Here is a 24,974-nt window from a genome sequence, read left to right as displayed (position 1 = left end):
TTTTTAACAGAATTTATGGCCCTTTTCAGACCAGGTTGTTTTGAACGAGATATTCGGCTATTTGCACCGCATTGGTAGCAGCCCCTTTCCTTAAATTATCAGCGACGATCCACATATTAAGAGAATTGGGAAGTGATTCGTCTCTTCTGATGCGCCCTACGAATACATCATCCTTGTCATGTGCGTAAATAGGCATCGGATAGGTATTGGTCTCCGGATTATCCTGGACAATCACTCCCGGGGTCTCATTTAGCAGTTGCCTTACCTCCTGCAAGGTAAAATCCATTTCAAAGGTGACGTTAACCGATTCGGAGTGCCCTCCTGCAGTAGGTATTCTGACGGCTGTTGCGGTAATGTGAAAACTGTCATCACCGAGTATTTTTTTCGGCTCCCTGGCAAGTTTCATTTCTTCCTTGGTGTATCCGTTTTCCATGAAGACATCACAATGGGGTAGTGCATTACGATGTATAGGATAGGGATAGGCCATTTCAGTCTTGCGACCAGCCACTTCATTTTCCATTTGCTGTACGGCTTTCACTCCTGTTCCACTAACCGACTGATAGGTAGAAATGACCACTCTTTTCATGGTGTAAGCTTTATGAAGAGGAGCAAGGACCAGGACCAACTGAATGGTGGAGCAATTGGGATTGGCAATGATTTTGTCCTTTTTGGTTAACACATGTGCGTTAATCTCAGGGACCACTAGTTTTATATTCGGATCCATCCTCCAGGCAGATGAATTATCAACAACTGTAGTGCCAACAGCTGCAAATTTAGGTGCCCACTCCATAGAAGTCTCACCCCCTGCAGAAAATATGGCGAGATCCGGTTTCTCGGCTACTGCTTCTTGCAGTGTAATTACAGTATATGATTTTCCTTTGAAGCTGAGTGTTTTTCCCTTAGACCTTTCAGATGCTACAAGAAGTAGTTCTGAAACAGGAAAGTTGCGCTCTCCCAATACTTTTAGCATAACCTCTCCTACCATACCCGTGGCTCCTACAACTGCTACTTTCATATCACCTTATTTTTGTGGGGCAAAGGTAATAGAAAGGGTTATGTAGCACAAGAAAGCCCTATAGTTTTGTAGGAATATCACAACTTGTTAGATAAATAACAAAAAAATACCCTTTGTCCGGGCTGCGTGGCCAGACAAAGGGCTTTAATTTTTGCTAGTAGTATAGCGGTTTGCCTGTATGATACAGGTGTATTTTATCTACTGCTTTTTCAGAAGATCCCTGATTTCAGCTAAGAGTTCTTCCTGGCTAGGACCTTTCGGTGCTGCCGGAGCTGGTGGTTTTTTAGTTTTATTATAGGCCTTTATAATCATAAACAGCACAAAGCCAACAATGATCAGGTTGACAATGGAATTGATCCAGGCTCCGTAACGGATAGCATTTTCAGCAACAGCACCGGCTTCTCCGGCAACTCCTGAAGCTTCGGTAAGCACATATTTTAAATTGGCAAAGTCGACCCCTCCTGTAAATTCACCTACTACAGGCATTACAATGTCTTTGACAAATCCGTTGACCACCTGACTTACTGCCCCGGCCAGGATAACAGCAACGGCAAATTCAATGACATTGCCAGTCATAATAAACTTCTTGAATTCTTTTAACATGGTTTGTGTTTTAAATTAGTAAATAATGGTTGTTAAGCGCATGCGTTCAAATATTGATCTACATATTTGATATACTAAAGTAGATAAATTTCTAATATTCCTTATAGATTCGTCTTATCCTCGGAGAGATGCCTGTGAGCAACTCATAAGAAATAGTTCCTGCGAAAGAGGCAAATTGTTCCGCACTTTGGCCTTCTCCGAAAAGGGTCACTTCATCTCCTTCTTTACAATCAATTCCGGTGACATCAACCATTAGCATATCCATACATACATTTCCGATAATGGGAGCGCGATTCCCATGAATGATAACAGAAGCCTTCCCGTTGCCGTATTGTCGGCCTATACCATCTGCATGTCCCAAGGGTAGTGTAGCCGTAGTTCTATAGTCTTCTGCGCGAAACGCGCGGTTATACCCTACGGTTTCCCCCGGTTCAATGCGATGTAATTGTGAAATAATAGTTTTTAGAGAGGCAACAGGGTACAATTCAGAGTCGTATTTAGCATCGTTCCCGAAACCATACAATCCAATTCCACTTCGGACCATGTCCCATTGAGCTTTGGGATAATTTAGAATGCCTGAGGTGTTGAGCAGGTGTTTAATAGGAATAGGTCCAAGTGCTTGTTCTGCTTCGGCCACAATACCTTCAAATGCCTTGATCTGACCATTAGTAAATTCCTTTTCCGACAAGTCTTCCGAAGCACCCAAATGTGAAAAATTCCTTTGATCTTCAAGACCCCGGAATCTCCCAATTCTTGTTTGATGTAATTCACATCATTTTCCCAGAAGCCCAATCGATTCAGGCCGGTATTAAATTTAAGATGGACAGGATAATCTTTCTGGGACGCCTCTCCTGCGACCTTGTGAAATGCCTTTAAGATCTTAGGGCTGTAGAGGCTTGGTTCCAGACAATGGCTAATTATACCATCAAAATTCGCTTCCTGTGGATGCAGAACCAAAATAGGACATTTAATTCCTCCTTTTCTCAGGTGTATTCCTTCTGAAGCGTAAGCGACTGCAAGGGCATCAATTTTTAACGATTCCAGTTTCCTGCCAATAACCAGGGGGTCACTTCCGTAGCCCGTTGCTTTAACAACTCCCATAAATTTAGTCGAAGGGTCAATTTTAGAGCGAAGAAATCGATAATTGTGTTCCAGCGCTCCTAAATTGATTTCGAGCACCGTCTCATGAGTGTCTTGCATAGGAACTAGGATATAGGAAGTACATCATTTAAATTGAATTATTCTGTCCGAATTTCAGGTCGGAACAGGCTATGATTTTTTATGTTTTGATTTTTGACTGGCATTTTGTTGAGGCAAAATTTCTTCTCCCTGAACGTCCATCAAATTCACTTTTTCCTTTAACATGGCTTTAAAAAATGCAGCCCTGCTCAGGGGTTCATACTCTTCGATTTCACCTAACAATACAAGGTTTTCATCATCAGATTTTCGAAAGCTGTAATTGGCCAGGTTCCCGGTTCTGGTGCAAACGGCGTGAACTTTGGTCACGTATTCCGCAGTGGCCATAAGAGCCGGCATAGGACCAAAAGGATTGCCCTTAAAATCCATGTCAAGACCGGCTACTACTACCCTGATCCCTTTATTGGCCAGGTCATTGCAAACCGTCACCACCTCATCATCGAAAAATTGAGCCTCGTCAATACCTACCACATCACAGTCCTCTGCCAGTGCTCTGATGTGGGATGCGGAGGGTACAGGGGTAGATTTGATCTCATTCTCATCGTGAGAAACCACCCGTTCATCACTGTACCTTGTATCGATGATCGGCTTAAATATTTCCACCTTTTGCTTGGCAAATTTGGCCCGTTTCAGCCGTCGGATAAGTTCTTCTGTTTTACCCGAAAACATTGACCCGCTGATCACCTCTATCCACCCAAATTGTTCTTTATGATTAACAGTGTTTTCGAGAAACATTTTGTAATTTTAGACGAAATAAGGGATTTCCTTCGTTAGAATTAAATAAGTATAAAAGTATTAAAAAAGACAGACCTTTACAGGGAAGAAAATAAAAAAGCAAATGAAGCGTAAACTGAAAGAGGAACTGGTAAAACTCTCCACCGAGATAATTACCTCTCAGGACAAGGATGATATTCCCGGGCTCTATGAAGCTGCTAAAAATCTGTACGAAAAGCTGGCAGTATTGAAATTTATCGAAGAAAAATTGAACGATATTGAAATTGACGTTTCGAAAAACGTGATTGCCTCAAAATTTGAAAAAATGGCTACGGCCGTTATGGCGGGAAATAAGGGAGTTCCTGAAAACAATCCCCATGAAGAGGATATCATGACCCCCGGAATAGACACCATTAAGCACATGGTATCTGAAATGCCTAAGGACGTCAATATTGAGCAGTTGTTCGCCGAATTTGTAGCAAAGACGGAAGTACAGAAAAATGATGCTAATGAGGTAACACCAGATCAGGTAATTCCTGAAAAATCTGAAAAAGAAAGGTCACTTAATGACAAGCTGACCAAGAAAGAAATTGTGATTGGCCTGAATGACCGTCTGGCCTTTGTAAAACATCTTTTTAATGACAGTACAGAGGAGTTTAACCGGGTTCTGTCTCAGTTAAATACGATTGAGTCTGTAGATCGCTCTATGGCATTTATAGACAACATGGTGAAACCAGAATACAACAACTGGGAGGGAAAAGATGATTACGCTACCAGATTTATCGCACTGATTCAGCGTCGATTTTCTTAAGACAAATCGAATCATACAAAACGCAGGCCGAAAGTTTATTTCTTTACTTTCGGCTTTTTATATTTAACAAATAACCATATCCATGGGAGCCTTATACCTCGTACCAACGCCAATTGGTAATTTGGAAGATATTACCCTCAGGGCCATTCGTATTCTGAAAGAAGCTGACCTTATCCTTGCCGAGGATACCAGGAACAGTGGGAAACTTCTTCAGCATTTTGAGATCAGCAGTCCGATGCAGTCCTATCATATGCACAATGAACACAAGGTGGTTGATTCATTAGTGCGAAGATTAAAGGGAGGTGAATCCCTCGCCTTGATCTCCGATGCGGGGACGCCAGGCATATCCGACCCCGGATTTCTCCTTACACGTGCATGTATTGAATCGGGCATTCAGGTAGAATGTCTGCCGGGGGCTACGGCAATCATCCCGGCGCTGGTAAATAGCGGACTGCCGTCTGAGCGTTTTGTTTTTGAAGGATTTCTGCCTGTTAAAAAGGGCAGGCAAACCCGATTGTTATCCCTTAAGGAAGAAGGCAGGACCATGATCTTCTATGAATCCCCTCATAAACTCCTGAGGACCCTGGATGATTTGATTCATACCCTGGGGGAGGACAGGCCCGCTTCTGTTTCCAGGGAACTGACAAAAATTTACGAGGAAACGGTCCGCGGATCCCTCGCTGAGGTGCTGGAATACTACAAAGAAAATCCCGTGAAAGGCGAACTCGTGATCGTGGTCGGAGGAAAGAAATAGGCCCCTGTTGTAATTAAATGTCGTATTTTTTCCGGCATGTTTGCACCGTGGATGATCACCCTTTTCACCGTAGTAGCTGTCTTTCTGCTCGATCGATGGGAAAACAAACATATTAAGTCACTATTTGATTGGGTACCGGCAATCTTACTGGCTTATATTTTTCCTGCGATCATTTCACAGCTGATAGGGGCAGACTATTCCCAGGATGAAATTCACTCCTTTAGCCGAGACTACTTTATTCCATTGGCAATCATTGCCGTAATGAGCAGTTTATCCGTGGGTCAACTCAAGGCTATAGGCTGGAAACCCATATTTTTATTCGTAGGAGGATCCGTTTTTATTGCTCTTTTTCCCTTCTTCTTTGGGATATTTTTCCTGGAAAGCGATTTTGTGAGCAATACCCTGGTAAAAGCTGAATATTGGAAGGGGATACCACCCATTGTAGGCAGCTGGATTGGAGGAAGTACCAGTCAGTTAGTCCTCAAAGAACTGGTAGAATGCCCCGAGGATATTTTTCTTTCCATTCTGGTTATGGATAATATATTGGTAAATATTTGGACCATTCTGATGTTTCAATTTATCAAAGGGAGCAACCTTATCAACCGAAAATTGAGGATTACGGATTTGGGTATTCCCGAGAGTCTCCGTTCCGACCCTTCAAAGGTACTGCCTCCATGGATGATTGTTGTCGTTCTCCTGGGCACCGTGATTTTCACGAATCTCTTACTGGAAAGTTTTATCGCAAAGGTGATCCTGCTTTCCCTTGTTGGGTTGGCGATCAGTAATTTGTGGCCAAAATGGAATTTTAAATTCGCTTTGAGGGCGGGTGCAATTCTTATTCTTGTGGTGATGGCCGTCCTGGGCTTAAAGCTGCAATTTGCCACCCTGGGCTTCAACACCACTTTTATGGTTTTCCTGATTTTCTGGTTGATTGGACATTTTATTTTTATGATGATCATTGCCAAATTGCTGAACCTCAATATGGCCTGGGTACCTATTGCCAGTATGGCCAATGTGGGAGGAATTGCCACGGCTCCGGCAGTTACGGCAGCTTATGAAAAGAAATGGATGCCCCATGCAGTGGTTCTGGCTATCCTAAGTATGGCTACAGGTACCTTCTGGGGAATTCTTACCATCTACCTACTTGAACAATTTATCATCTGAAAAGCAGAATAAAAATCAAATGTGTTTTCCTTTTTCCCATCCGTGTTTCCCAAGGTATTGTTCTGCACTTTCTACGGCACCGCCTTCTATGGAGGTTCCCATAGAATCATTCCATCGATTGAGGTAACCAAATAAAGATATCACGCCCAGCATTTCCACAATTTCTCCCTCATTCCAGTGTGCATAAAGGGCGTCCTTAATTTCCTGATCAACCGCATTGGGCACCTGGGAAGCTTTTAAGGAAAAATCCAGCGCGGCTCGTTCTGCTTCGGTGAAAGCAGGATGTGTCCTGTATTCCCAAATATTGTCTAATTTTTCCTGCTCAGCACCGTAACGTTCAGCCGCCCTGATAGCATGGGCCTGGCAATACCGGCATCCTGTGGCATTGCTGCTCACCCAGGCGATCATACGCTTTAATGCGGAGGTTACGCGACCCTTGTTTTCCATCACAGCCTTATTCAGCCCAATAAAGGCCTTTGAAATGGCCGGCCGATGCTGCATTGTAAGGATGGAATTTGGGCAAAAGCCCAAAGTCTCATTAAAAAAATCGGCGAGCTCTTTTGTTTCAGCATCGTGTTCAGGGGGTAGCGGGTTAACCAGTGGCATAAATTAAATTAAGGGTTATTGTTGTAATTTTGATATTACAAGAAACGAAAAAAACAGTGCATGACAAACCATATAAGTACCAAATGGACAGGGAAGATGGCCTTCGAAAGTAATAATCCTTCAGGCCTTGATTTAACGATTGACGCAGGACCAGAAGATGGGGGTGAAGGGAATGGGTACAGGCCAAAGGCATTGATGCTCTCTTCCCTGGCAGGCTGTTCTGGTTTAGACGTGGTCTCCCTGATCGACAAAATGAAATTGAAAGTTGATAAGTTCCATATAGAAATTTTTGCTGAACTTACAGATGAACACCCCAAGTACTACCACAAAGTACATCTGGAATATCATTTTTACGGGAAAGAACTCGACGAGAAAAAGCTTCAAAAAGCCGTAGATCTGTCGGTTGACAAATACTGTGGCGTTATGGAAATGTTTCGCAGGTTTGCCGAGGTTTCTGCAGAAAATATTTATCACTCTGGTTGATTTCTCCTTCTTGATCTGTGAATTAAAAAATAAATAACAAAATAGTTCCCTGCATGGGAATTGCGCTTGCTGAATCTATTTTATGAGCCCTGAAGAAATTTGTGAAATGCGATGGACCTTAAAAGCCAAACCGGAAGAAGGGCTTGTAAAACATCTCAGCGAAGCCATAAAGGTATCTCCTTTAGTCGCAACTCTATTACTGCAGCGAGGGATTAATAATTACGAAGAAGCCCACCGTTTTTTTAGGCCCCAGCTCGAACATCTGCACGATCCTTTTCTGATGAAGGATATGGATCTGGCTGTAAAACGAATTGAGGAAGCCATACGATTAGAACAGAATATATTGGTTTATGGAGATTATGACGTTGACGGAACCACGGCGGTTGCACTTGTTTCTTCCTACCTCCTGTCAAATTACAGCCGAGTAGCCACTTATATTCCCGACCGTTATGCAGAAGGTTATGGGGTGTCTTATGCCGGGATAGATTTTGCTGACGACAATGACATTCAACTCATCATTGCCCTGGACTGTGGGATCAAAGCTTTGGATAAAGTAACTTATGCAAAAGAGAAAGGAATCGACTTTATTATTTGCGATCACCACCGGCCCGGAGACCAAATTCCGGATGCCGTTGCAGTATTAGATCCAAAGAGAAATGATTGTAACTACCCATACGACGAATTATGCGGATGTGGAATTGGTTTTAAACTGATTCAGGCCATAGAACAGCAGAAGGGACGTCCGGTTGATGGGATTATTTCCTATCTGGACCTTGTTGCCACGGCTATTGCTGCCGATATCGTTCCGATGACGGGAGAAAACAGAGTGCTGACTTTCTACGGCCTCAAAGTAATTAACCAACAGAGCAGACCTGGCTTTAAGGCTATCCTAAACACGGTAAAAAAATCAAATCTTACGGTTACTGATGTTGTCTTTGTTATTGCTCCAAGGATCAATGCGGCCGGGCGAATGGAACACGGACGTTACGCAGTCTCCCTGCTCACAGAAACCGATCAGATGAAAGCCGAAAAGATGGCTGGGGAGATTGAACAGTTCAATACAGATCGCAGAGGACTAGATCAGGTGATCACTGAAGAAGCCCTGGAGCAAATCAAATCAAATAAGGAAGAGGAAAGGTATACCTCAGTGGTTTACAATGACAGTTGGCATAAAGGGGTCATTGGGATTGTGGCTTCCAGACTCACGGAAACCTATTACAGGCCCACCTTGGTGTTCACCAAAAGCGGAGATAAACTTGCAGCCTCAGCAAGGTCCGTGAGAGGATTTGATCTTTACAACGCACTGGAAGCATGCAAAGAGTCCCTGGAACAGTTTGGGGGACATAAATACGCGGCCGGACTTACCCTGAGTGAATCCCAGTATGAGGAATTTAAGGCTCGTTTTGAAGATGTGGTGTCAGAGACGATTTCACCGGAATTCCTCAATCCCGAAATCCGAATTGATGCAGAAATCAGCCTGGCTGATATTACCCCTAAGTTAATGAGGATTCTCAGGCAATTTGAACCTTTTGGTCCGGGGAATATGAAACCGGTATTCCTGACACAGCAGTTACGAGATTCAGGATATGCCAAAGGAGTAGGAGAGGGAGATAAGCACCTTAAAATAGCCGTTGTACAAGGTAATTCTAATCCTATTCAGGCGATTGGATTTGGCCTGGGGCACAAATTGTCCCTTGTACGTGATAACAAACAATTCAGTCTGGTGTATTGCCTGGATGAAAATCACTGGAATGGCACCGTAAGTCTTCAGTTAAAATTGAAAGATATCAGGCAAGCCTAGTTCTCGTATTTCTTAAGTTCAAAAGAAGCTCCATCGAAAACACCATAAGTAAAATGACCGATCCAATCTCCTAAATTAAAATAGGTGGAGTTGTCATTGAGATTTATTTCCAGGGGCAAATGGCGGTGTCCAAAGACAAAATAGTCGTAGTGTTCCTGAGAGAGTTTTCTTTTGGAATATTGCACCAACCACTCGTTTTCCTCCCCCAGAAATTCCTGATCTTCCTCCCCGGATATAAGCTTGTTCTTCACTGAAAAGTATTGGGCAAGCTTAACACCCCAGTCGGGATGTAACCATCTGAAAAACCACCTTGCAAGGGGATTGGTAAACACCTTTTTCATCCGTTTATACCCTTTATCGTGGGGCCCCAGGCCGTCGCCATGCCCTATGAAGAAACGCTTTGAGTTAATCTGGAATTGTTGCGGCTTATGAAAGACCGGGATCCCGAGTTCTTCTTCAAAATAGCCATTCATCCAGAGATCGTGGTTGCCCGCAAAAAAATAGATAGGTATTCCACTATCTGCAATCTGTGCAAGAGAACCAAGCGTTCGCACAAAACCCTTGGGAACAACAGTTTTGTATTCAAACCAAAAATCGAAGAGGTCTCCGAGAAGAAAGATCGCAGCAGCATCTTTTCTCGCTTCCATCAACCAGGAAACAAATAGCTTTTCTCTAACGGCACTTTTTGCCCTGTCTGGTGCACCCAGGTGATTGTCGCTGGCAAAATATACTTTCTTTCCTGTTGGTATCTCGAGCTGTTTCATCGGGGAGTAAAGATAGAAAAATCAATACGGGATCAGGGATTATCTTCAAGATGCCACTCGGCGTAAGCCGTTTCCGTTTCTCTGAGCTTTAAAGAATGCAATTGGAGGTGAGCGGGAAGTCGGGTCTTTATTCTCTCCGCAATATCAATGACCATATTTTCACTGGTAGGCTGATAATTCGCAAGAATCACCCTGTGACCTCGTTTTTCAAGTTCTTTCGCAAGTTCAAGATGTGGCGTGTTTTTATTGAAGATCGTTGCATGGTCAAAAGGATCAACCACTTCTTCACGAACTATTTTTTTGAGATCTCCGAAATCGATCACCATGCCTAGCTTTACTTCACCTTCTTTTGTGATGGGTGTTCCAATCACGGTAACGGCCAATTTGTAGCTATGTCCGTGGACATTTTTGCATTTCCCGTCGTAGCCATACAAGGCATGCCCGGTTTCAAAACTGAATTCCTTGGTTACCCTTATTCTGCTCATCTTCTATATTCTTAAAGGACAAAGGTAGGAATTCTTTAAAAGGATGGGTCAACTTTAGCTTCTGAACCCCTGGATTGTTTTGAAGGGGGATATGTGACTTTTTTTAATTTGAGTCCAAAAAGAGGACGGATCCATTTCCACCTTCTGATAAAGAATTCGTAAATGATAAAAGACCCTCCAAAAGTTGCAATGCTAAGGATAAAGAACTTTGGCAGAAGACCCCATGACAGATTCATTATAAAATACCCTGCCACAATAGTGATGGTTTGATGCAATATATAGAAAGGGTAAACCGCTTCATTGGAATAGGTCAATATCTTACTCTGTTTATTCAAGTAGTTTGCGGCGTACCCAAATAAGGCTAGTATCCAGGACCATAAATTAAAGACCTTGAGGGAAGCTTCGGTAAAATGTATCCAAATAGAGTCTTCAAAAATCAGGATTAAGCTGAGGAATAAAGTAAATCCAATTAATCCGCAACGCAGATAAAATCTGCGATGTTGGGTAACCGTTTTCCAGAATTGTTCTTTTACAGAGATCAACAGAAAGCCATAGAAAAATAGGGTAGCGTAATTGGCAATTGCAAACCAGTCGCCTATGAGGGCGTGGGTGACATTAAAAAAGGGCTCTAACAAGGATTCATATAGAAACAGGGGGATCAAGAACCAGAAAAGGCCGTACTTGTTTGATACTATTTTCTTTATCCTGGAAATAAATCTGTTTCCGGGATGTTTTCTTAGATAGAGGAATACCGGGAGCAGGGCTAGAGAAAAAAGCAAGAGATAGGGTAGAAACCATAGGTGGTGCCAACTTAAATTACCTTCGGGATATACACCTGTAAAGGCTTTTGAAGGCCAGAATTCAAAATAGGTGCCCATAAATTGACCGTACGCGATTCTTTCTATGTAGACCTGTGGAGGAACTATTAAAAGCATCCCTACTACCAGAGGAAGGAATAGTCTTTTTATTCGTTCCAAACTAAATTGCAGTCCCGTTCTCTTGTTTAAGGCGTAAGACGTGCCCATACCCGAAATGACAAACAAAATGGGTAGTCGCCATTGATTGAGGAACAACATAGGGTATCGCAACCACGAATATTCAACATTGTTTTTAATATGGTATTCCCAGGGAACAAAGAACATGCCTACGTGGTAGAAAATCAGCAAACCAAATACAGAAACTCGTAACCAATCAAGATCGTGTCGCCTCATTGCAGATACTTTTCAGATAAAGATATTCTTATTCTGGATACACTTTAGAGCTTTGTTTTGATTGACAAAAGAGAAACTTACTTTTTAAAAGCTGCCAGCGCTTTTTTTGTATAGTTTGACAAGCCCAATGCAGCTGTTATTGCTGCTCTGTCAGTCAACAGGCTTCCCCATTCTTCTGTTCCTTCCCACAAGGCCTTTTTCATTCCAGCCAGTGCTTCTGGGTTGTATTTTGCCAATTGGGAGGTAAAAAAATCGAGTTCTTTGTCCATTTCACCGGTGTTACTAAAGACTTTGGAAAAGAGTCCTTTCTCTTTTGCCCAATACGCGTTCTTCCATTCGGTGGGCGCCAGAGAAAGTTCTGCCAGACCGGAAGCACCAACTTTCCTTTTCACTGCAGGGGCAATGACAAGAGGGGCAATTCCTATACTTAGTTCTGATAATTTTACGGCGGCATCCTCAGTTGCAAAAACGTAATCGCAGGCCGAAATAAGGCCCACACCTCCACCAACAGCTTTCCCCTGTACTCGTCCCACTATGGGTTGACTACAGTTTCGCATCGCATTGATAACATGGGCAAAACCACTAAAGAATTCCGTAGCTTCATTTTGGTTGGACACTGCCATTAGCTCGTGGAATGAGGCTCCTGCACAAAAAGCACCTTCTCCCTCTGAAGCGAGCACGATAAGAGATACTTCTTTATTTGCAGATAGCTCATTGAGCTCATTAGTAAGTCGAAGCAGTAATTCTGAAACAAAGGAGTTGCCGGCAGGATGTCCAAATTCTACAGTGGCAACACTATTGTTTATTGAGGTATATAGACTGCCATTTGCTCTGTTAGTTCCCATATCTGGTTGATTTTCTCAAAATTACGTCTTTTGTAAAAGGGGGCGAAATTTTCTCCTGAACTTCCATACCAGGGCTCCTCCCCTGATCATCATCCAGATGGTGATAGCAATCCAGATCCCATAGAGTCCCAGGTTCATAAACTTGCCCAGGAAGAGGATTGGAATAAAACCTATAAAAGTTGCTACCAGTAAGACATTTCTCAGGTATTTCATTTCTCCTAATCCCTTGAACAAGCCGTCAAAGACAAAGGCAACCGTATTTACCGGGAGGGCCAGGATAACGATAAAGAAAATGGAATAAAATGTCTGCAAAACCCTGCTGTCATTTGAAAAGAGGGCTCCTAGTGGACGATAAAGTACAAATGCGATAATCATCAATACGCCACTTACTAATAACCCATAGAGCATAATCTTCTTTGAAAGCTTCCAGAGATTCGAATAATCCCTGGCGCCTAGTAGTCTACCTCCCATAATATTCCCGGCAGCTCCATAGCCATCAATAAAGAAAGCGGCAAAAAGCCAGAGGTTTATGGCAATGGTATGGGCTCCAATAAACCGATCCCCCAAAGCCGTGGCTTCCCGAACGGCCAATACCAAAGTGATATTCAGAGCTACTGCCCTTACAAACAAATTGAGGCTCATTCCTACTAGTCTGCCCAACTCGGGATGGATAGGAAATCTGGGCCATAGTGAGATATTGGTCTTAGTCATTAGAAGGAAAAGGGACATGACCGCCATAACCCCTTGTGCAATTAAACTTGCCCATGCAGCGCCTTCCAGGTACATGGGCGAGATAAAGCCATCAATACCGTAAACGAGGATAAAATCGAGTCCGATATTCAACACCGCACCTACAATGGCGATCATCATCGGCCAATAGGTATTTTGTAAGCCTCTGAAAATCCCCATTACGGCAAAAGCAAAAAGGGTAAGAGGGAAGCCCCAGACTCGGATGGAGTAGTAAGAAACACAGTATTTCAGGATCTTTCCCTTGGCATTAAAGAGGAGGAAAATATCTTCAACGATAAATATGGTCCCCAGAAGGATCACGATACTCAAAAGAACATTAAGGGCAATGGCTTGTGCCGGAAGAGTGGAAACCTGATCGAGTTTGCCGGCCCCGAGGTATTGAGATATAATTGCTGAGATAGCACTTCGGGTTTGTCCCAGGATCCAGATGAGCATGGAAAGAAATGCCCCTACGATTCCCACAGCAGCCAGAGATTCAAGACCGTTGTCAGGGATATTTCCCACGATCGCGGTATCCGTGATGGATAGAATGGGCTCAGCGATCCCCGCGATGGTGGCAGGAATAGCGAGCTTGTTTATGGTTTTGAAACTTACGCGGGTTGTCAAGTGGGGAAATTATAAAATGAGTTCGTAACAGTAAAAGGGATGCGGACTTTGTTTTGGAAAATAAATGGATTCGAGTTTTCTGTATCCTCTGCTTTCATAGAATCGCTGGTTTCTCTGATTTTTACTGAAGGTATCCAGTCTAACAGAGGTGTAGTTAGCCGCCCGGGCTATTGCCTCAGCTTTATCCATTAAACTTCGCGCCATTCCTTTTCCCTGGTAATCGGGGTGAACTGCAAGGCGGTGGACGTATAAATTAAGTCCATTTGGCGTAAGCCATTTAACGGAAAAATATTCCTCATCCATAACAGGGGTGACGCATATGCAACCTACAATATCCCCTTCTGTTTCCTTTACATAGAGTTCTTTCCTTTTTATATCATTCATGAAGGCTTTTTCGGACGGATATTCCTCATTCCACTGTTCAATTCCCCTGGCACGCATATGATGCATACAGGCCTTTGTGATACTCAAGATCTGTTGAATTTCGCCTATCTTTGCAGGTCGGATCATTATTTCAAGCCAATTATTGCGTAAATTTATAGTATAAATCGCTAACCGTTATGAAGAACATATTAGTACCAATCGGAACTTCGCCCGATGCCCATGAAACACTGCAATACGCTGTGGATTTTGCTGCACAGTTTTCATCCAGCGTCTATGTGATGGAAGTTTTCAACGTAACCAGCGGAGCTGGTAAACTAGCTAATATCACCGCTACCGTTGAAAAGAGCGGAAAAGAACGCTTGAAGGAGGTGATAGGGATGGTAGACGCAAAGGACGTCGATATTAAAATTGCCACCTATAACGGAGACCTCATTGATGGCTTAAAGGAAATTGACGAGGAAATAGGGATTGATTTACTTATCATTGCCCCCAGAAGCAACGACATACAGGAAGAACTTTATTTGGGACACACTTCGGGACGAATGATTAAAAGAACCGAAATCCCTACCCTGATCGTACCAAAAGGGACGAAGTTTAATCCTTTTAAAGTTGTGCTTACCGGATTTAAATCGGGTGTTTTAAAAAGAAAAAGAATCCTCAACCCGCTTATTCAGATTAAAAATCAATTTGAGAGTGATATTCATTTGCTGCTGGTTAAAACGCCGGGCTATACGGATAAAGATTTGCAGGTTAATACTGCTTTGATGGATATCAGTTCACAGTTGACCTTGGCGGAGCACGCTACTACTTATTTGGGGATATTAGAACACATACAACTTCATCGCCCGGATCTCCTCTGTGTTTTTAGAAGAAAAAGAGGGGTTTTTACCAATTTATGGGAGAAGAATACGATTCACAAGGCTGAATTCTCGGCAAAGATACCGGTGCTTGTGCTTAGTGTGAAGAAGGATTAAATAAATTACTACAAAAAGCACTGTTTGAATCGGCAGGATTACCGGACTAACTTCATTGCTCCAGATGAACTCCCGTCCTGCAAATGTCATTTTCATCGATTTTTAAATGCCTTTGGCATTTACACTTCACAAAACAAAAAACCGCTCAAGTACACTTGGCGGTTTTTATTATTTGCAAATCGTGCGATGAAAATGACGCTTGATCTGTGGAGAATACCGGAGTCGAACCGGTGACCTCTTGCATGCCATGCAAGCGCTCTAGCCAGCTGAGCTAATCCCCCAAATAGCAAGGGCAAAGGAACTAATTTTTAAGTAAGTATCAAAATACAGCCTTCTTTTATTTTAAGAAAAGAATAACGCCTTATGTTTTAGATCTCCTTGTGGGAATCCTATTTTAGGGAAAAAGTAAAAATGGAAAATATAGAAGGAAAAGTGGCCTATATCACCGGGGGCACTAAAGGAATTGGTTATGGAATTGCAGAGACGCTGCTCAAAGCAGGAATGAAGGTTGCCATCAGCGGCAGGAATGCTCAGGGCGCAAAGGAAGCGGCTGAACAACTCGGAGCTCAAGACAGGGTTCTTGGACTGGCCTCTGACGTTACACGACCAGAGGACGAAGTAAAAGCCGTAAAGGCTGTCCTTGACAAATGGGGACAGCTCGACCTTGTAATTGCGAACGCGGGAGTTGGTATTTTTAGTCCGGTAGACCAGCTCAGCACTGAAGAATGGCGAAAGATGATAGACACCAACCTCAATGGGCCATTTTTTACGCTAAAGGCTTCTGTAGATGCTTTGCGTAATTCAAAAGGATATTACATCACTATTGCGAGTCTGGCCGGAACCAATTTCTTTGCATCGGGATCAGGTTACAACGCTTCAAAATTTGGTTTGGTAGGATTTACCCAGGCTGCTATGCTTGACCTCAGGGCATCAGATATAAAGGTCTCTACCATTATGCCAGGTTCTGTTGCGACTCATTTTAATGGCAACGTTCCCGACGACAAGGATTCCTGGAAAATCCAGCCTGAAGATATAGGTTTACTCGTGGAGGACTTATTGAGGATGAACCCAAGAACCCTGCCCAGCAAGATAGAAGTACGACCAACCAGGCCAGACAAAAAGTAAGCTTAACTCAAAGGCGTTTCAAAGGCTATTTCCTGATCGAAGATAGTGAGGATAAGTTGTTGTAGTTGAGTTCGGAATTCGCTAATTGTCTCAGCCGTGATCGAAAACTCCTTTTTTGCGTATCGGCCTCCATTTTCCTTTGTGCAAAATCGAAGAGGACTTGAATCAAGATCGCGAAATGGAATTATAGCGGCTTCGAAGTTTTCCGTGGGATATTTATCGTAATACATTAGTGCGTAAGACATCATCTGAAAGGCCTTGCCTTTGTCTGGATCTGAAATGATGGATTCCCAAGTTGTGATTTCCACTTCAGTAGATTTTGTATTTCCGGTCTTATAGTCCAGGATTCGAAGAACTCCATCCTTCTTATCGATCCTGTCTATGGTTCCTTTTAGAGCTACCGGGAAATTTAAACCTTGCACTTCTATGGACGTCCTTAGTTTTTGTTCCACGGCGAGCAGTTCAATTTTATGGTTTTTACAGCTTTCTATCTCCAATTCCAAAAACCTTTCAAGGTATCGTTGAATTACACTGTAGGCGATAAGGTTCTTTCCATCTAGCAGGGATACAGTTGGGTAATGCTCCTTAAAAGAGGCATTAACCATATCAGGTATTTTGGGCTTAAGTTCTCTCAGAGCTTCAGGAGAAAGGGTTGAACCAACCAGAGGCAAATACAATTGTTCCAGACTGTGATGGATAATTGTACCGAAAGTGTTGGCTGCAATATTCTCTTCTACCTCTTCAAATTCTCTTATGCCCAGCACGTATTTTTTATAAAATTCAATAGGATCCCTAATATAACTGGACAGGGATGAGGGGGAAAATCCCTTATTAGCCCGTTCACTAAGGGCAGATACCACAGAGGTATCTTTTGAGATTGATTTGTTGTCAGGAATCACCAGGTGCATGGGAGGAGTTGCAATAATCTGTGTGATACTTCCTTGGGCTCTGTTTTCCGTAAGGAGTTGAGAAATAAACCTGCTTTTTTCCCCACCTTCAAGGACATCTGGTTCGGTATTGTAAATTAAGTAGATGTTTTTGGCTCTCTGTAACAAACGATAAAAATGATAAGTGTAAACCGCATCCTTTTCTTTATAGGTAGGCATTTTGAACTCTCGTTTAAGGTCGAAGGGAATAAAGGAGCCACTTGTTTTTCCCGAGGGTAAAATCCCTTCGTTCAAAGAGGTTATAATAACAGTCTCAAAATCTAAATTCCTGCTTTCCAGCATTCCCATTAATTGTATTCCTTCCAGGGGCTTCCCATAAAAATCGAGAGTCTCAACATTTGTCAACTCCCTGAAAAGACTTTGAAAGGACTTCAGATCAACAATAAAATCATATTTATCAAGACAGAGCCCAATCTCATTGAGCACTGTTTTTATTTTTACCAGATATTCAAGTGCAATAGAATCACCAAAGGATTCAAAACAGTTCTTTAATGCCTGGGCTAGTTGAAGGTTGGCATCGTGTAGCTTTTGAGGGGATGTGTAATCCCTGGAAAATAAAAGCTCTAAGATTTTACTGTCCTCTTCGCTTAGTCTGTGAATTTGTTCGGGCTGGATATATACCCGGTTCTTTTCTCGGATCTCCTGATAGAGAAGGTTTAGAGTACTTTCAGGCTTTTTAAAAAGCCTCTTTACGTATGGGTGAGAAACGAAGGATATAACATCACTGTAATACCATCCTCTGCCAGCTGAATTTACATAAAGCGAGATAAATTCAATGAACAGACTTGTGGCGGGAGTGTGAGATAAGGGCAGACCCATTGTAATGTTGAGGGCGGGAACCGAATCCGGAATGGCATTGACGAGCGGATTAAGCAGATTTTCATCCCCCAGGATCACTGCTGTACTTTGCTGAGTGCATTCGTCATCTTTAATGAGCGTATCCAAGAGGGAACCCACATACTTAGCCTGAGAAACATTTCTGGGAACTCCGATAATATTGATATCCTTCTGACCTAAATAATTGGAGACGGGTCCCCGTAATGGATTCTTTTGAAAATGAGGCCAGTTTTTTAAATAGGACCGGATAAAGTATCCGGCATCGTGGATGGGATCTTCTACAAAAAAGGGATCGATATCCCAATAGATTTCAGCTCTGTCTTGATCAATAAGGCTTTGAATAATGGTTGATTCAGCAGAATTCAGGGCATTAAACCCAATAAATACATGAGATCCCTTTTCACTTTGAGATGTATATTCATGTATATTTTCACTAGCCTTGCGATATATCAATCCCTGATAACCCTTCTTCTGACTGATCAGATGCTGTGAGAATTGATCGTACAGCGGCCCCAGTGAATTCCAGAACTTGATATATGCCTCGATCATGGGTGTCTTCTCTGGCTTTAAATACCAGTGATTTGTTTCCTGTATTGCACTGAGGTAGGAGAATAACTTTTTTTGAGGGATCAGGTAACGATCAATCTCATTAAAGTCCTGCAGCAGGGTATTTCCCCACCTGGAAAAGTCTTGAAAACTGTCGGCGTCATCGCCGTGGAGGCTTTTGTACACCTGATACAATTCGAAGATCAGCTGAGTGTTTGAAGCGTAGTCAAGACCCGAAATATGGCCAACAAACTCTTCAATAGTATAAATGGTAGGGGCGAAACCCGGTTGGGTAGAAGTTTTGGCGAATACCTGCAGAAGAAATAGACCGGCTCTTTTACTGGGGACGACAAGGACAAGGTCATCGCTTACCACTTTTTCCGAAACGATATCGGAGACTACTTCTTCCAAAAAAGTTCTCATAGCTAAAAATAAAAAAAGCTCCGCATTTGCGGAGCTTTTATATGATGTTATAAAGGTTTACTTTATTTGATCAGGTTGATCTCAACTCTTCTGTTCTGAGCTCTTCCTGCTCTTGTGTTATTAGAAGCAATAGGCTTAGCTTCACCGTATCCGATGGCAGTTAACCTGTCTGCTCCAATTCCTTCTTTTACGAGGAAATCACGTACAGAGTTTGCTCTTTTCTCAGATAGAGACTGATTAAGTTTTTCACTACCAACGCTATCAGTATGACCTTCAACCGTAAACTTAGCGTTCGGGTATTCATTAAGGATTTTGATAATGTCTACGAATACAGAAACTGATTCTGTTTTAAGCGATGCTCTACCTGTGTCGAACAAGATTGTTCTGGCATAGTCGTTCAATTGCTTCTGAACTTCTGCAGTTACTTCAGGACAACCTTTGTTTGCAACAGTTCCAGCAACATCTGGGCACTGATCATCTTTGTCTAATACACCGTCACCGTCAGTATCAGGCCATGGGCATCCTTTGTTTTCAGCAGGACCAGCTTCGCTAGGACATGCATCATCTTTATCAGCTACACCGTCACCGTCAGCGTCTGGGCAACCAGCAAGAGCGGCAAGACCAGCTTCGTTCGGGCAAGCATCATCTTTATCAGCGATCCCGTCACCGTCAGCATCAGGACAACCGTTTAATTCTTTAGAACCAGCTTCGTTAGGACAGCTGTCTTTTCCGTCTTCGATACCATCTCCGTCAGAATCAGGACATCCGTTGAATGCAGCTAAACCAGCAACTTCCGGACAAGCATCGTCTTTGTCGTAGATCCCGTCACCGTCAGTGTCAGTTCCACCGAATTTGATAGAAATACCAGCTGTGTGCTGGAAGTGCTTCACACCATAATCTTCAAAAGCGTGCTTGTATCCCGTCTGTAAGGTAAAGCCAATATTGTCATTGAACCAGTAGCTTGCACCAATACCTGCATTGGCAGTTCCGAATCCAATTTCATCTACCCAAGTGTAACCACCTCCTATTTCTAGGAAAGGGATGATTTTTTTGTCTTTTAGGATATTATATTTAATGGTACCATCCACAGCGTAATGAGAAAGGTCGTCGGCTGAAGCGTCACCCAATTTAGAGATACGGTTCAAACTACCTCTTGCTCCTACAGAGAATCCGTCACCAACATACTTGGATACAGATACATAAGAGATAGAAGGCAAAATGTTCCAGTGATCGTTAACATTAAAGTACTCACTGAATAAAGTACCTGTTGGGTAAGCGGCGTCTTGGTCATTAGTAGGATAAACATCTATCGCGTTTACACCAAAGCTAACTTGCCACGGATTATTCTCATCCTGCGCTTGAACGTTGTTAAACCCTATAAGGAGTAGGCTAACAACCAATAATCTGCTAAGCTGTTTCATGTTCAAATTTTTAAGTTTAAGTGTTTATTAGCTGCAAATGTAAGTTGTTAAGAATTATTAACAAAATCAATTTCTTTTTTTTTTACTGTATTCCCCTGAAAACAGTACGTTTTAGAGTATTTTGAGCTCTTTTGCCACCTTTGTAAAGGCCTTAATCGCTGTATCTAAATGGGCTCTTGTATGCGCTGCAGACAGCTGAACTCTTATACGTGCTTTTCCTTTGGGAACCACAGGATAAAAGAAGCCGATCACGTAGATTCCCTCTTTTAATAACATATCTGCCATTTGCTGAGACAATTTTGCATCGTAGAGCATCACAGGGACAATGGCAGAATCTCCATCGATAATATCAAATCCTGCATCTTTCATCCCCTTTTTAAAATACTTGGTGTTGCTTTCCAATTGATCCCGGAGATCTGTACTCTTTTCGAGGAGGTCAAATACCTTTATACTGGCTCCTACAATAGAGGGGGCAAGAGAGTTACTAAAAAGATAAGGCCTCGATCGTTGTCTCAGAAGATCGATGATCTCCTTCTTACCGGTTGTATACCCGCCCATGGCTCCGCCAAGAGCTTTTCCAAGTGTTCCAGTAATGATATCGATACGATCCATTACCCCTTTTTCTTCCAGAGTACCTCTTCCGGTGGTTCCTATGAACCCGGTGGCATGGCACTCATCTATCATGACCATAGCGTCATAGGCCTCGGCAAGATCACAGATTTTATCAAGAGGAGCTAAGAGTCCGTCCATTGAAAAGACCCCATCCGTCACGATCAATTTAAATCGCGCCTGATCTTCATTGGCCTGTTTGAGTTGCGCTTCCAGATCTGCCATGTCGCTGTTGGCATATCGGTATCGCTTTGCTTTGCACAAACGCACCCCGTCTATAATAGAAGCATGATTTAAGGAATCAGAAATTATAGCGTCCTTCTCCGAAAGCAAAGGTTCAAAAATTCCGCCATTGGCGTCGAAGCATGCGGCATAAAGAATGGTATCTTCGGTTCCGTAATAATTGGCAATCCTGGCTTCAAGTTCTTTGTGGATATCCTGGGTCCCGCAAATAAACCTCACCGACGACATACCAAATCCGTGACTGTCCAGGGCGTCCTTTGCTGCCTTGACCACTTCGGGATGGGACGAAAGGCCCAGGTAATTGTTAGAACAAAAATTAATCACATCCTGTCCGGTGGAGATCCTTATCACCGCATCCTGGGGCGAAGTAATTATTCGTTCTTTCTTATAAAGGCCTGCTTCCTCTATCGCTTCTAGTTCTTCCTTTAGATATTTCTGAATGCTGCTATACATATTTATATGAATATAGGTTTAATATGATCTTCTACGTAAATCAGGACTTTGTGTTCAACCGTATATCCCATGGAATTCAGCACATCGCCATAAGAGTTCAGCTGGTTGACATGAGAAGTTTTCTGATCTCCTGTCTTATAGTCTAAAATGGACACTTTGTTTTCATTAAAGACCATCCTGTCCGGGCGCAAAATTACCCCATTTTCTGCAAATACGGATTTTTCATTTTTAACTTTATTCCCTGCACTGAAAAAACGGGACAACAAGGGGTGATGTACAATACTGCTGAACAACTCCCTATAACTATTGCTTTCACTTGCCACAATAGCTCCATTATTTATCAAATTTGCCACTGCGGCGTCAATGTCTTCTAACGTTTCAATAGTACTCATTCCGTAATGTAGCAAATTGCCCTGTGAAATGGCCAGCTCTCTGGACGATCCCCATAACTCCCCAGCACTCGTACTGATTTCCAATTTACCTTCAAATTTGGTAGTATATATATAAGGTATATCTTCTTCTTTGAAAGTAAGAGCGCAATTCGACTTGCCATATATCAGTTCCCCAAAATCGTATTGGTATTTAGCTGCATCCCAAATCCCCAAATCCCTGAGGTAATTGATAAAGAGTCCGGAATAATGAGTCGACTTGCTTTCTCCTTTTTTGTTGAGGGCCATTTCTGAGATAATATACACGCCTTGTATTCCCCTGGTTAAGGCAACATATAAAATGTTGAAGGCATCAAGTTCCATTTTATGAAGTTCTTCTTCGTAAATAATTTCAGACTCTTCATTGTAAAGCGTCATATCTTTCCTTTTCCTGACGAGAATGTGATCGAACCCCTTTAGGGCTTCGTCAAGTGCGGGCACCCATAGATTTGTGCCTCTGTCTTCATATATATTTGAGTCGGCAAAGGGAAATATAACAAAGGGAAACTCGAGGCCCTTCGCTTTGTGAATGGTCATTAGTTGAACAGCATCCATATTTTCCGGGGCCGGGATGCTCCATTTGCTTTTATTCTTTTCCCAAACAGAAAGAAAAGAACTGAATCCCGAATCGCGCTGCAATTCTACTTCAAGAACTTCATCGAGCAAGCTGCTGATATAGGCATGTGAATTTCCCACAAGGTGAAAGCGTTCAATAGCGTATTCGAGGGCGTCATAGACAGACCTTTGGTTAAAATCGGACAGACTGAATTGATATTTGGCATTAAAAAATGCAGGAAGTTTTCCAAGATGATTGGATATGAATTGATGCCTGCCCTTTTCCGGACTCAGGTGAAAGAGTAGATCGAACTGAATGTTGAGATCTGAAGTCCGACTTGAATATTTCAGCAGGTTGATCAGGAATCTAACCTCCTGATTGCTTTCGAGAAGCAAGGCATCCGACGAGATGATTGGTATCTGATTTTTAATTAGGTGCTCGGCCAGATGTACCCCTTGCTTATTGGATCTGAATAAAACACAAATTTCTCCGTAGGGGACGTCTTTTGCACGCAGGTCTGCGATGCATTTGTACACCTGGGAACAATAAGCAAGCGTTTTGTCTTCTTCCTGGTCACTTATGAAGCGCAGACTTACCACTCCTCCTTCTTTGGCAGTATGTTGTTGTTTATTTCCTTCAAGGAACAGTGTTCTGTAGAGTTCATTATTCAAATAAGGAACCACTGAAGTGAAAAACCCATTGTTAAACGAAACGATTTCTTCATAACTCCTGAAATTCGTTTTCAGCGATGCTGTTTTGGGCGAGATCCCAAAAAGGGTATCATCCTTATGAATAAGATTCAGGAACAACTCAGACCTGCCGCCCCTCCAGCGGTAGATAGCTTGTTTTGCGTCCCCAACCAGGAATAGACTACCTCTGTTCCCCTGCAGGTCTTCGCCTTGCAGGGCGTGGGAGATAAGGGGAACAAGGTTGTGCCATTGTTTTAATGAGGTATCCTGGAATTCATCAATAAAATAATGGCGATATTTCTCGCCTAGTCGCTCGTAAATAAAAGGGGTTGGCTGATCCCTGATTTGCTCTCCTATAAGGGTATTAAATGCGGATATGGGTAATTGTTCCCGCTCTTCCAGCAGTATGTCAATTTCTTTTTGAAGGGCATTAAGCAGCGTCAGGGGTACCAGATTATTATAGACATTTTTTAAAAAACTGTATCGGCCAAAGTCGGCTTTAAGTTGCTCCCAGAGCTCTGTAAACCTCGGCATAAGACGATCAATGGCCTGTTTCTTGTCATCAGCCGTTTTTTTGGGATAGAGCGATTCCGAACCAAAATTTTGTTTCCAGCCCGATGAAAAATCGAGTGTTTCAGGATCCTGATATGCCTTTTGAATGAACTTTGGAAAAGAACCTCGGTTGAAATCACCTTCTTCCAGACCTGCTTCATCTATCAGGGATAGAATGTTGCCGGCTGTCGCCCTCATCTTATCCGGGTACATCTCCAGGAGATGTCTGAGGTCTCTCTGAAGGAGAAGAAAGGTTTTAAGTTCTTTTACTTTCAGATCTTCCAGATAGGCAAGGTGATTTTCATTAAAAAGCATTTTTCCCACTTTGGTAAGATCAAAGCTGATGTCCCAACTCTTACTATCGTCAACTTTTTGCATGGCAAAGGCAATGAGAAGATTAGTGAGTTGATCATTTGTCTTTGCATTCCCCAATAGGCGGTCTATCCCTTCCGACAGTAAAAGATCCGTATCTAATACAACTTCAAAGGTCTGGGGCAACTTCAAATCCCTGGCAAAGGTCTTGAGCAGGCGATGGTTGAATTTATCAATCGTTGAGATGTCAAAGAAGGCGTAATTATGCAGAATTGCTTTTAGCACCTGTTTAGCTCTGAACCTCAGTGATTTGGGATCGATCTCAAGTTCCTCAACTAATTGCTGAAAGAGATCGTTTTGTTCTTCTTCTTCATTGGACGCAAAGAGTAATAAGCTGGAAAGAATTCGTTGCTTCATTTCGTTTACCGCCTTATTGGTAAAGGTGATTGCAAGGATTTTCCTAAAATCCTGATGTCCTTCCCGAATAAGAATCAATTTCAGATATTCTTTGACCAGGGTAAACGTTTTACCCGATCCGGCTGAGGCATCGTAAATCTGATAAGGGTGCAGAGGTATATATTTTCCTTGCAAATTAAGCAAACCGCAAGAGTTCTTAACATATAATTAGCGGAATATAATTGTTAAAATCGCTAAATTTGGGGATCA

At 42.6% G+C, this 24,974-nt stretch carries 21 protein-coding genes, 1 tRNA gene and 1 pseudogene; 7 read left to right on the top strand and 16 right to left on the bottom strand.

From position 1 onward, the window contains the following. Nucleotides 1–25 precede the first annotated feature (25 nt). The 4 genes and pseudogenes from EQY75_RS12550 to EQY75_RS12535 all read right to left on the bottom strand — a co-directional run bounded on the left by EQY75_RS12550 (nucleotide 26) and on the right by EQY75_RS12535 (nucleotide 3,550). Entirely contained in the window at nucleotides 26–1,015 is a 990-nt protein-coding gene (locus tag EQY75_RS12550) for an aspartate-semialdehyde dehydrogenase (RefSeq protein WP_129606375.1), read from the bottom strand. A 198-nt stretch (nucleotides 1,016–1,213) separates the two neighbouring features. Continuing rightward, entirely contained in the window at nucleotides 1,214–1,618 is a 405-nt protein-coding gene (gene mscL, locus EQY75_RS12545; RefSeq protein ID WP_129606373.1) for a large conductance mechanosensitive channel protein MscL, read from the bottom strand. A gap of 91 nt (nucleotides 1,619–1,709) precedes the next feature. Continuing rightward, a pseudogene (alr, locus tag EQY75_RS12540) lies at nucleotides 1,710–2,818 on the bottom strand (alanine racemase). A gap of 69 nt (nucleotides 2,819–2,887) precedes the next feature. Further along, complete coding sequence (locus EQY75_RS12535; RefSeq protein WP_129606371.1) at nucleotides 2,888–3,550, bottom strand: thymidine kinase; 663 nt, start codon at nucleotides 3,548–3,550, stop codon at nucleotides 2,888–2,890. 103 nt (nucleotides 3,551–3,653) lie between these two features. Between EQY75_RS12535 and EQY75_RS12530 the strand changes: the two genes are divergently transcribed. From EQY75_RS12530 to EQY75_RS12520, 3 genes are all read left to right on the top strand, one after another. After that, complete coding sequence (locus EQY75_RS12530; protein WP_129606369.1) at nucleotides 3,654–4,340, top strand: hypothetical protein; 687 nt, start codon at nucleotides 3,654–3,656, stop codon at nucleotides 4,338–4,340. Between the two features lie 82 nt (nucleotides 4,341–4,422). After that, complete coding sequence (gene rsmI / locus EQY75_RS12525) at nucleotides 4,423–5,094, top strand: 16S rRNA (cytidine(1402)-2'-O)-methyltransferase (protein ID WP_129606367.1); 672 nt, start codon at nucleotides 4,423–4,425, stop codon at nucleotides 5,092–5,094. A 36-nt stretch (nucleotides 5,095–5,130) separates the two neighbouring features. Further along, nucleotides 5,131–6,258, top strand: a complete 1,128-nt coding sequence (locus EQY75_RS12520; RefSeq protein WP_129606365.1) for a DUF819 family protein — start codon at nucleotides 5,131–5,133, stop codon at nucleotides 6,256–6,258. Nucleotides 6,259–6,273: 15 nt separating this feature from the next. Here EQY75_RS12520 and EQY75_RS12515 read toward each other — a convergent pair whose 3' ends face one another. Next, nucleotides 6,274–6,864 (bottom strand): carboxymuconolactone decarboxylase family protein, encoded by a 591-nt coding sequence (locus EQY75_RS12515; RefSeq protein WP_129606364.1) that lies wholly within the window; start codon nucleotides 6,862–6,864, stop codon nucleotides 6,274–6,276. Between the two features lie 60 nt (nucleotides 6,865–6,924). On the opposite strand from EQY75_RS12515, the gene EQY75_RS12510 reads away from it, so the two are divergent. Together EQY75_RS12510 and recJ are read left to right on the top strand one after the other, a co-directional pair. Beyond that, entirely contained in the window at nucleotides 6,925–7,347 is a 423-nt protein-coding gene (locus EQY75_RS12510; RefSeq protein ID WP_129606362.1) for an OsmC family protein, read from the top strand. Nucleotides 7,348–7,453: 106 nt separating this feature from the next. Next, nucleotides 7,454–9,148 (top strand): single-stranded-DNA-specific exonuclease RecJ, encoded by a 1,695-nt coding sequence (gene recJ, locus EQY75_RS12505; protein ID WP_129607105.1) that lies wholly within the window; start codon nucleotides 7,454–7,456, stop codon nucleotides 9,146–9,148. Here the strand turns inward: recJ and EQY75_RS12500 are convergent. The 6 genes from EQY75_RS12500 to EQY75_RS12475 all read right to left on the bottom strand — a co-directional run bounded on the left by EQY75_RS12500 (nucleotide 9,145) and on the right by EQY75_RS12475 (nucleotide 14,280). Beyond that, a complete protein-coding gene (locus EQY75_RS12500; protein WP_129606360.1) occupies nucleotides 9,145–9,912 on the bottom strand; it encodes a UDP-2,3-diacylglucosamine diphosphatase in 768 nt (255 codons plus the stop codon). The two genes, recJ and EQY75_RS12500, sit on opposite strands and share 4 nt — an antisense overlap. A 32-nt stretch (nucleotides 9,913–9,944) precedes the next feature. Continuing rightward, the gene (locus EQY75_RS12495; protein WP_129606358.1) at nucleotides 9,945–10,397 is read right to left on the bottom strand and encodes a 6-pyruvoyl trahydropterin synthase family protein; all 453 of its coding nucleotides are present in this window, start codon (nucleotides 10,395–10,397) and stop codon (nucleotides 9,945–9,947) included. A gap of 35 nt (nucleotides 10,398–10,432) precedes the next feature. Further along, the gene (locus tag EQY75_RS12490) at nucleotides 10,433–11,608 is read right to left on the bottom strand and encodes an acyltransferase family protein (RefSeq protein WP_129606356.1); all 1,176 of its coding nucleotides are present in this window, start codon (nucleotides 11,606–11,608) and stop codon (nucleotides 10,433–10,435) included. Between the two features lie 77 nt (nucleotides 11,609–11,685). Next, on the bottom strand, nucleotides 11,686–12,453 hold the full coding sequence (locus EQY75_RS12485) for an enoyl-CoA hydratase/isomerase family protein (protein ID WP_129606354.1): 768 nt from the start codon (nucleotides 12,451–12,453) through the stop codon (nucleotides 11,686–11,688). 21 nt (nucleotides 12,454–12,474) lie between these two features. Beyond that, on the bottom strand, nucleotides 12,475–13,809 hold the full coding sequence (locus tag EQY75_RS12480) for an MATE family efflux transporter (protein WP_129606352.1): 1,335 nt from the start codon (nucleotides 13,807–13,809) through the stop codon (nucleotides 12,475–12,477). 9 nt (nucleotides 13,810–13,818) lie between these two features. After that, a complete protein-coding gene (locus EQY75_RS12475) occupies nucleotides 13,819–14,280 on the bottom strand; it encodes a GNAT family N-acetyltransferase (protein WP_342774003.1) in 462 nt (153 codons plus the stop codon). Between the two features lie 89 nt (nucleotides 14,281–14,369). On the opposite strand from EQY75_RS12475, the gene EQY75_RS12470 reads away from it, so the two are divergent. Next, on the top strand, nucleotides 14,370–15,167 hold the full coding sequence (locus EQY75_RS12470) for a universal stress protein (protein WP_129606348.1): 798 nt from the start codon (nucleotides 14,370–14,372) through the stop codon (nucleotides 15,165–15,167). 207 nt (nucleotides 15,168–15,374) lie between these two features. Here EQY75_RS12470 and EQY75_RS12465 read toward each other — a convergent pair. Next, nucleotides 15,375–15,448: transfer RNA gene (locus tag EQY75_RS12465), tRNA-Ala, on the bottom strand. Nucleotides 15,449–15,578: 130 nt separating this feature from the next. On the opposite strand from EQY75_RS12465, the gene EQY75_RS12460 reads away from it, so the two are divergent. Continuing rightward, the gene (locus tag EQY75_RS12460; RefSeq protein ID WP_129606346.1) at nucleotides 15,579–16,292 is read left to right on the top strand and encodes an SDR family oxidoreductase; all 714 of its coding nucleotides are present in this window, start codon (nucleotides 15,579–15,581) and stop codon (nucleotides 16,290–16,292) included. Nucleotides 16,293–16,294: 2 nt separating this feature from the next. Here EQY75_RS12460 and EQY75_RS12455 read toward each other — a convergent pair whose 3' ends face one another. From EQY75_RS12455 to EQY75_RS12440, 4 genes are all read right to left on the bottom strand, one after another. Continuing rightward, on the bottom strand, nucleotides 16,295–19,045 hold the full coding sequence (locus EQY75_RS12455) for a PD-(D/E)XK nuclease family protein (RefSeq protein ID WP_129606344.1): 2,751 nt from the start codon (nucleotides 19,043–19,045) through the stop codon (nucleotides 16,295–16,297). A 62-nt stretch (nucleotides 19,046–19,107) separates the two neighbouring features. Continuing rightward, nucleotides 19,108–20,466 carry an OmpA family protein gene (locus EQY75_RS12450; protein ID WP_129606342.1) on the bottom strand — a complete coding sequence of 453 codons (1,359 nt, stop codon included), beginning with the start codon at nucleotides 20,464–20,466 and terminating at the stop codon, nucleotides 19,108–19,110. A gap of 111 nt (nucleotides 20,467–20,577) precedes the next feature. Next, nucleotides 20,578–21,771 (bottom strand): glycine C-acetyltransferase, encoded by a 1,194-nt coding sequence (kbl, locus tag EQY75_RS12445; RefSeq protein ID WP_129606340.1) that lies wholly within the window; start codon nucleotides 21,769–21,771, stop codon nucleotides 20,578–20,580. A gap of 2 nt (nucleotides 21,772–21,773) precedes the next feature. After that, the gene (locus tag EQY75_RS12440) at nucleotides 21,774–24,908 is read right to left on the bottom strand and encodes a UvrD-helicase domain-containing protein (RefSeq protein ID WP_129606338.1); all 3,135 of its coding nucleotides are present in this window, start codon (nucleotides 24,906–24,908) and stop codon (nucleotides 21,774–21,776) included. Nucleotides 24,909–24,974: the final 66 nt, after the last annotated feature.

The sequence above is a fragment of the Muriicola soli genome (assembly GCF_004139715.1).
GTDB classification, from domain to species: Bacteria; Bacteroidota; Bacteroidia; order Flavobacteriales; family Flavobacteriaceae; genus Muriicola; species Muriicola soli.
The sequence above is the reverse complement of the archived record's forward strand: the minus strand, read 5'-3'. Positions and strand labels throughout refer to the sequence as shown.